The 8098-nt window shown below is 55.1% G+C and carries 7 protein-coding genes and 1 pseudogene; 2 read left to right on the top strand and 6 right to left on the bottom strand.

Annotated elements, in window-relative coordinates:
- Positions 1–118 (top strand): annotated as a pseudogene (locus ACZRMH_RS25535) (putrescine ABC transporter permease PotI); the annotation flags it as partial.
- A gap of 84 nt (positions 119–202) precedes the next feature.
- Here the strand turns inward: ACZRMH_RS25535 and ACZRMH_RS25530 are convergent.
- Positions 203–985 carry an AraC family transcriptional regulator gene (locus ACZRMH_RS25530; RefSeq protein WP_464015787.1) on the bottom strand — a complete coding sequence of 261 codons (783 nt, stop codon included), beginning with the start codon at positions 983–985 and terminating at the stop codon, positions 203–205.
- A 119-nt stretch (positions 986–1104) separates the two neighbouring features.
- Between ACZRMH_RS25530 and ACZRMH_RS25525 the strand changes: the two genes are divergently transcribed.
- Entirely contained in the window at positions 1105–2031 is a 927-nt protein-coding gene (locus ACZRMH_RS25525; protein ID WP_464015786.1) for an EamA family transporter, read from the top strand.
- Here ACZRMH_RS25525 and pvrR read toward each other — a convergent pair.
- From pvrR to ACZRMH_RS25500, 5 genes are all read right to left on the bottom strand, one after another.
- Positions 1938–3140: a response regulator cyclic di-GMP phosphodiesterase PvrR gene (gene pvrR, locus ACZRMH_RS25520; RefSeq protein ID WP_464015785.1), complete on the bottom strand. Its 1203-nt coding sequence runs from the start codon at positions 3138–3140 to the stop codon at positions 1938–1940. The two genes, ACZRMH_RS25525 and pvrR, sit on opposite strands and share 94 nt — an antisense overlap.
- Positions 3141–3196: 56 nt before the next feature.
- The gene (locus ACZRMH_RS25515; protein WP_464015784.1) at positions 3197–3643 is read right to left on the bottom strand and encodes a hypothetical protein; all 447 of its coding nucleotides are present in this window, start codon (positions 3641–3643) and stop codon (positions 3197–3199) included.
- 369 nt (positions 3644–4012) lie between these two features.
- Positions 4013–5053 (bottom strand): fimbrial protein, encoded by a 1041-nt coding sequence (locus ACZRMH_RS25510; RefSeq protein ID WP_464015783.1) that lies wholly within the window; start codon positions 5051–5053, stop codon positions 4013–4015.
- Between the two features lie 11 nt (positions 5054–5064).
- Positions 5065–7602, bottom strand: a complete 2538-nt coding sequence (locus tag ACZRMH_RS25505) for a fimbria/pilus outer membrane usher protein (RefSeq protein WP_464015782.1) — start codon at positions 7600–7602, stop codon at positions 5065–5067.
- 103 nt (positions 7603–7705) lie between these two features.
- The gene (locus tag ACZRMH_RS25500; protein ID WP_464015781.1) at positions 7706–7972 is read right to left on the bottom strand and encodes a fimbrial biogenesis chaperone; all 267 of its coding nucleotides are present in this window, start codon (positions 7970–7972) and stop codon (positions 7706–7708) included.
- Between the last annotated feature and the right edge of the window lie 126 nt (positions 7973–8098).

Below are 8098 nucleotides of genomic sequence, written 5' to 3'. Positions count from 1 at the left end.
CAGCCGTCGCGCTGAAGAGCATCGCAAAAAGGCCATTCAGCAGGCCATCGACGAAGCGGCTGCGGAGTCGTGGAAGCAGCCGGATGTGCGTAGGCCGCAATCGCCAAGCGCGGTTTAAGGCCAGGAGCCCCTCACCCCAACCCTCTCCCGGAGGGAGAGGCGTGGACAGGGGCTTTTGACTTTAAGGTGGCAGCAGCCACCGTTAAAGTCCGACACTGGCAAAATACCTGCTTGGCACCTCGCCCAATACCCGGCGGAAAACACTGGTAAACGCACTCGGGCTGCTATAGCCCAGATCAGTCGCTACTTGGGTAATGGCCTCGCCATTACCCAGGCGCACCACGGCGGCCAACAGGCATGCCTGCTGCCGCCATTCAACGAAACTGATACCGGTCTGCTGGCGGAACAAGCGGGTGAAGGTGCGGCGACTCATGCCTACCTGGCGGGTCATGTCATCGATCCCGATTTCCAGTGATGGCTCTGCAAGCAGTCTGCGGCAGGCAGTTGCCAACCTTGGTTGATCCGGCAACGGTGCATTGAGCGACAGGGGCGCCATCTCGGCTATCTCATGGAGCAGCAAGCTCATCACCAGACCCTCCCGCCGGGCCAGGTCATACAGCGCCGGAATATCCACCGCCTGAAGCAACAACTGACGAAGCAATGGCGATACGCCGAACACCTGACACTGCTCAGGCAGGCCAAGCCGGGCAGCGACGGGGTTGCGGATATAGGTGTTAAGCATGGTCACCGGCCCGGTCATGCTCATTTCATGGGGCACAGTTGCAGGCACCCAGATAGCCCTTTGTGGCGGCACCACCCAATTGCCCTGGTCGGTGAACACCGTGATCACACCGCAAGCGGCATAGGCAAACTGCCCGCGTTGATGGCTATGCAGCGCAAAGTGCTGACCGTCTTGATAGTCATTGGCCGTGACCACTGCGTCACGGGGGATATGTTCAGAGGTGTCTGTATAAGTTTCGCGCATGGCCCGAATTTAATGATTTATGACCTGATAGTGCAAGCGGGCCTTCGCGGCGATTGTTCATAGTAGCGCCTTGCCTGGCGCATACAGCCGCCAGCCCTGCCTTGCGGACCAAGAACACCATGCAAAAGAAACACCTGACCCTGGCCATCCTGGTCACAGCCGTCTGGGGCCTGAACTTTCCCATTACCAAACTGGGCCTGGCGGCTATTGATCCGCTATTGCTGACGGCGCTGCGCTTTACCCTTGCAGCCTTGCCCTGGGTGTTTTTTATCAAACGCCCACCGATCGCCATAAAATGGCTGGCGGCTTATGGGCTGATTTTCGGCGTTGCCATGTGGGCGCTGATCAACCTCGGCATCGAATGGGGTGTCCCGCCCGGCACCGCTGCGCTGCTGATCCAGTTCAGTGCTTTTTTCACCCTGGGTTGGGGGGTGTTGCTGTTTGGCGAGCGGCTGAACCGTGGGCAGGTGCTCGGGATAGGGCTTGCAGTGCTGGGACTGGTCAGCATTATCCTCGCCAGCCCTGGCCAGGGGACGACCTTGGGCTATGGCCTGTTGCTGATCAGTGCATTCAGTTGGAGTGTTGGCAACATCATCATCAAGCAGTCGAAAGTGCGGGAAATGTTCGCTTTCGTGGTCTGGGCCAGCCTGTTCCCGCCGATCCCCCTGTTGCTGCTCACCTGGTTTGCCCATGGGCCTGCACCTTTTAGCGCATTGGTCACGCATCTGGAGTGGGCAGCCGTGTTCTCGCTGCTGTTTCAGGTCTACGCGGCGACGCACTTCTGTTACTGGGGCTGGAACCTGTTGCTGCGCGAGTACCCGGTGTCCCGGGTCGCGCCGCTGTCTTTGCTGATTCCGGTGTTTGGCATCGGTGGTTCGATGCTGATGCTCGGGCACAGGGTGGGCTTGAGTGAGGGGATTTCGATCGGGCTGATCGTGTTGTCGCTGGTTGTTTATCTGCGCTCGCAGCGCCAACTGCAATCTTCATCGAGCAACAGCGCGGCAAAATCGGTGGCAGAAATGGCGCTACCCATAAAGTACCCCTGAGCCTGGTCGCACTCGATGCTGCGCAGAAAGTCGAGTTCGGCCCGGGTTTCCACACCTTCGGCGACAACGCTCAGACCCAGTTTTCGGCTTAGTTCCACGAGGCTGCGCAGGGCGCACGCCAGGTTTTCATTGTCAGCGCAGCCATGCACCAGTGAGCGATCAATCTTGACCTCGCTAAAGGGCGTTGAGACCAGATTGAAGTAAGAGCTGAAGCCCTTGCCGAAGTCATCCTGAGCCAGGCCAAAGCCCATCATGCGCAAGCGGCAAGCCCCCGCGTAGTAATTACCCATTTGCTCCGTGGTTGAGCTTTCCAACAGCTCGAACACGATGCTGCGCGGCGCGGCGTGTTTGTGGGCGACGTAATCGCGCAAGCGGTCGACCAGGTCGTGCTTGTCCAGCAAGTGTGTGGGCAGGTTGATTGAAACAGGAATATCCTGGCCCTGTTCGCGCCACTGCTGTTGTGCCTGCAGGGTTTGCTCCAGCATCAGCCACAGCAGGCGCTCTTCCAGCCCCTGGCTTATGAGCATGGCAAGGAAGTCCTTGGGCAATAACAACCCTGCTTCGGGGTGAGCCCAGCGCACAAGGGCTTCGGCGCCCACAATAGTGCCGTTTTGCAGCGAAATCTTGGGTTGAAACCAGGCCTTGAGCTGGCCCTTGTCCATGGCCAGTGCAAGATTTTGCGGGGCAAGTTGCAGGGGCTGAGCAGGGTCGGATTCGCTATTTAGACGGTTAAGCCCCATCCGCTCTTTCAAGCGCATGACCGCATTGATTCCCACTGGCTTGGCAATCAAGCCGACCACCGAAATACCCAGGTTTTTTGCCGCCAGCCCCGCACTTGCCAGCATCCGGCGTGACGATGCACTCATCAATGCCAGTGCCGGCAGCTTCTCGAGGGCTGCAACCTTCTGGATCAATTGCACACCATCCATGACGGGCATCAGCAAGTCGCTGAGCAGCAGGTCATAGTCACTGCGCGCCAGGCACTGTAAGGCCCCCTCACCATCGCGGACGGTGTCTACCGTGAAGCCCCCGACCTGATTGAATACATTGAGCAAATGCTCATGCTGAAAAGGATGATCTTCAACGACCAGCACACGATAGGGCTTCATGAGATCCTCCTTTAGAAGTGTTGAGGGCAGTTGCATGGGGTGTGCGCAGCGCCTCGTTACCAACTGTGAGCGGTTCTGTAGCGCAAGCCTGCACTGGAGTTCAAATGGTCCACTAATCGCCAGGTATTAACCCACCACACCAGTGCTTTCAAAATGACCGAGTTCATCGAGATCATCAGGATGTTGGCTTGTTCATGGATTTGATGAACCTGGCCTTTTCTGAAGTTGCACAGCAGGTGCTTGATGCTGTTGGAGGGGGTACGCAGATCGATGCGAGAGATCTGGTTTTCGGATTTATTGCCCTGTTGGGAGGTTAACAGAGCCAATGTGACCTTGAGGTCTGACAGTTGATCGGTCCACTGTAACCACGCTTGCTTGATTTCGCCGTTGATACTCCGATCATGCCGGACGGCAAGAGTCGCCAGTGAATCGTAGAGATTCTGTGGAATGCTAACGCCGAGTTTGTCGGCCGGTGTAGTTTTCAACAATTGGCTGTGGTTCATAGCGCTTCTTCCTCCATGATTATTGAGTGCGGTCCTGATATCGCGCTATTTTGATGCGCGCCGCGAGTGAGAAAACATCCTGCCTGTGCCGATAGTAAATTATGGCGAATACGCCACTTTTTCAGTGACTTGTCCGGCTAAAAAACTACGCTGGCTACACTGTGGTAGGGGACGACTTTGCATGGTGTACAGCGTCGCCGGTATATTGGCTTAAGGCCTGTGTTTTATGTGTGAAAATAGTGTTCAGCGCTCACGCTAATACGCTCAAATCTATGCCTGAATACTACGGCAGAAGTTGCTGTTATTCTTAAGTGGATATTGTCGGACAAGTACATGTTCCACGGTTTATGCTGGCCGGGCGAGTATAACTTACTTAAAGGTGACATCGATATTTGCCGAGGCTCGAAAGGGCCCTACTTTCGGACTAGTACTGAGCCATTTCAAGCTGGCAAAGAAGTTCTTTGTGACCCGTGTCCCATTTACCAGACCCATTTCCACGGGGGTATTCATGGGAATGAAGGTCATCGGTGTTTCTTGCTGTGACAGCAGGATCCCGAAACCACTGTTACTGGTCGGCAGGATGGTGGTGGTGTCCTGCACCGGGTACGTTGAACTGAAGCTCGCATTCAGCACCTGCCCCTGGCAATCTTGACCACTCTCCGGGCTTGAGGTGTCGGCGTACACGGAGAACGGCACCTGTTTTTCAATCATTCCGACCTTGGCATTCTGTCGCGGGATGCTGCCGAAATTGACCGCTGAACCATTGTTGGCAGTAACGGTTACTTTAGGGTTGCACGAGATAAAACGGATATTGCCCAGCCCGGAAATATAAGCGTTGAAGTTACTGTCAGCGACGTTGTTAAGCCCGCCCACGCCATCAACCTGGAACAGGGAGTAAGAGCCCGTGTTGGTTATTTTGCCACCGGCCGGCGGCGGCGCTCCAGTCGCCTTGATATAGATGGAGTATGACACGGTCATGCTCAGGGATTGTGCGGGCGCTAAACATCGGCTGCCTTGTTTTCGGCAGCGTGTTCCGGGGCCAATATCTTGCCTCGCGCCTTTGACCAGCTTGAAATCAATGCTGTTGTAGTTAACCCCTATTTCAATCGAGTTATGAATACTTTTTAGATTGTTTTTCGGGTCCCAATACAAGTAGGCATTTTCACCGTCCGGTTTATTACGGTCATCAACACATTGAAATGTTGAAGTGAATGTTGGCGAGCGCCACAACAATGCCCCCGGCACAGTGTTGGCGGTGGACACCTTGATCAACTGTGCCAGCACAATATCCTGGCGGATGCCGTTGTCCTTTTTGCAAGACAAGGCGTAGCTGTTCTGCGACATCGCCCCGAGCATGACCAATAACCCGCTTATTAGCCCCAGATGCTTATGCTTTAATAAAAAAAACATATATTTTCCTTCTATGGTTTCAGGCAGGTCAGCGAGATTTCTTGATAACCCATGGTGTGTTCGTCCATGGCTTTCAATACGGGGACGAGCAATGAGCAATTTTCGCTCGCATCTTCCCCCCACTTGGCCGTCAAGAGATCGCCCTCTGAGGCACCCGAGATATAAATGTCGCCATTGGTACCCACGGTGCCGCTGTTTTTACCCGCAGCGCTGAAAATGTTGGCACCCAGGGGGAGCTGGTCGCCGTTAGCCATCGTGCTGCGTACCAGCAGGCTTTGGCCGGTATGGGTTTCAAACTTCACACGCGTGATGGCTCCACGTGTTGGCACCACGTCCTTGGCTGCCAGCGGAATATCAAGGCCATTGCCGATATCTTCGGTGCGTAACGCGATACGGTTATGGCGATAGGGGGTAACGGAGGTCAAGACGGCATAGCCGGAATCGTCGATCGCGACCCCAGGCTGGTTTTCCAGGCGAACGCCCTTGGCATCTTCTGCTTCGATCAGTACGAAGGTATTTTGCAGCGGCTGGGTCAGCGTAACCCCACCAGCGTGTGCGACGATTCCCCCGGACAAACCCAGCGATGTCTGTTGGTAGTCATTGCTGTAGCTATAACCGGCGTTGATTGTGCCCTTGCTGCCCTGATAACCAACGTTGGCTGAGGATGTCTGCCCGGAGTTCTCGTCATGCCCGGTTTGCACAATGTAATTCAGCCGATTATCGTCCAGCGCAGCGCCACTCAGGCCCGTACTGTAGGTAGTGCCCGACTGCTTGCTGTGACCGAGGTTGAAACTGGCGCTCATATCGGACGATTCCTTGCTGAAAAAGCTGAACGGAATCGACACGGTCAAGTTGAGGCTGCGGTCCTTGTAGCCATGGTTGCTGCGGCTGTCTTGATAGAACATGCCATAACTGGCGCTTTTGTAGGTGCTGTTGAAACCGGCCTGCATCGTTCGGTCTTCAGCGCTACCTCCCCAGTAAGACTGATTGCTCAGGGTGGCATACAGCGTTGAGTTTGCGCCAAGGCGCTGGTTGACGGACAACTCCACACGCTGGCGTTTGTTGCCGAAGTTGTCGGTGTAATAAGTCCGACGACGAGACTCGGCCCAGCCGGGCACACCCAGGTTGTCATAGTCATTTTCATCGAAGTACTCGTTACGGTATGCGCCGCTTTCATAGCGGTCACGTTCGGCGACGGCATCGCTGAAGTCGTAGTAACCGGCGGTCGAGTAACGGTAACCGGCAATGCGGAACTCCGTGCCCAGGCTGTTGAGCGACTTGGAGTAGAGGAAGCGCACACTCTGCCCCTGTTTGTTGTCACCGTTGGCCAGGTCGGTATCGGAGAAAGACGCATCAACCGACACGGCGCCCCACTGGCCCAGGTTCTGGCCCAGGCCGGCCACAGCCGAGCGATAGTGCTGGGCAACCATCAAGCCACCGTAGGGGGTCATGCCGTATGCCATTCCGCGTGACAAGGTGCCTTGTGCGAAGTTTGGTTTGTAGTCCGTGGTGCCGTCCTGATACCTGCCCGCCGTCAACTGATAGTCCCAGATCCCTTCACGCAACATATTGGGCACCGAGGAAAAGGGCAGGTTGAAGCTGCTTCTGGCGCCATTGGCTTCAATGATGGTGACGTCCAGATTGCCGCTCAACGAGCTCGGATAAATATCGGACAGGGCAAATGGACCCGGGGGAACGTTGGTACTGTAGATCGTGTAACCGTTCTGCCGAACTTCAACCCGTGCAGCGGTCAGCGCGACGCCATGCACGACCGGGGCATATCCACGAAGGCTCTCCGGGAGCATGTCATTGGCACTCGACAGCTGTATGCCACGAAACTGAATACTGTCAAAAACGTTGTTGCTGGTGTTTGTCTGGCCAATCACCAAACGGCTGCGCAAGGACACAATATCGGTCTCGGCCCACGTCGAGATATTGTCGAAGCTGGAGCCTGCCCCTGATTGCTGGCTGTACGTAGAGTTGTTGCGCAACCCCCAGTTACCGAGATTGATCCCGCTGTTCAGGCTCAGGAAGGAATAGTCCGAGGATTTATCCCCCTGTTGATGACCGTAGCGGTTGTGGTTGCCGTTAAAGTTGTAATTAACGAACCCCGCATTAATACCCCGGTCATACACGCTGGGTGAAATTGTCCCTTGCGCATGGGGATCCAGAAATATTTGCGGCACCACCATATTCAGCTGCAGTTGTGCGGCGTCATAGCTCAACTTTGCGCCTTCAATCGCTTTGTCCAGGGCAAAGCAGGCGCTGGACTCTTCCACCTGGCGGGCGCTGAGCTTGATCCCGTAACCCTGGTAGTCCTGTGCTGTCAGGCACGGAATAATTGGCTGATCTTGAGCGATCTTTCTGAATTCGACATCGCGGTGGCCAACACGCTGGCCATTTAAGTAAATATCGAGCGGGTATTGCCCGGGCAGCAGGTCGTCGTTGCTCGACAAGGCAGCCACCTGAGCGGCATTTTCATTGCCGCGGATAAATGAGGTGTTGAACTGCTCCGTGGCCATGGCAATCGGGGAAAATAAAAAGGGCACAACATAAAAATAACCTGCGCTGTTAACCATCCTGGTTTTACGTCGCCGTGTGGATGTAACGGTTTTATTTCGCACCACTTTCTTTAACCCCTGAACACCGGACTCAATTCAACGAGATATTATTAATCTCGGTGTGGCCACCATAATTATTGATATAGGTAAACGACAGATCCCTGGCGGACTGTGCAGCCGAGGGCAGAGCAATATTAAGGCTGGCGTATGGGCTGATCATGTCGGCATTTATTTTCCAGATCTTATCGCCCTGCTTAAGCGTTAATACACCCAGCGTTACATACATCGGCCCAGGGTTAGTCACGGTCAATGTTTGACCTTGATGTTGCCATTTCAAAGACTCGGCTTCGGCGTGCAAGTTGGTTTTCATCGCCTGCGGGCGATAAAACAAGGCGGTTGCAGGAGCTGAGTGCAACACGGTTATTGAATTGAAGCCGGAGCATCATGCCGCATAGCCAAGGCTTCCTGCATCACCTCTCCCATG

The sequence above is a fragment of the Pseudomonas sp. B414 genome, from assembly GCF_055408445.1.
The sequence above is the reverse complement of the archived record's forward strand: the minus strand, read 5'-3'. Positions and strand labels throughout refer to the sequence as shown.

What these genes read in the sequence shown, in the direction of transcription:
- ACZRMH_RS25530 (WP_464015787.1), bottom strand. Translation starts at nt 985, where the DNA reads ATGCGCGAAACTTATACAGACACCTCTGAACATATCCCCCGTGACGCA.
- ACZRMH_RS25525 (WP_464015786.1), top strand. Translation starts at nt 1,105, where the DNA reads ATGCAAAAGAAACACCTGACCCTGGCCATCCTGGTCACAGCCGTCTGG.
- pvrR (WP_464015785.1), bottom strand. Translation starts at nt 3,140, where the DNA reads ATGAAGCCCTATCGTGTGCTGGTCGTTGAAGATCATCCTTTTCAGCAT.
- ACZRMH_RS25515 (WP_464015784.1), bottom strand. Translation starts at nt 3,643, where the DNA reads ATGAACCACAGCCAATTGTTGAAAACTACACCGGCCGACAAACTCGGC.
- ACZRMH_RS25510 (WP_464015783.1), bottom strand. Translation starts at nt 5,053, where the DNA reads ATGTTTTTTTTATTAAAGCATAAGCATCTGGGGCTAATAAGCGGGTTA.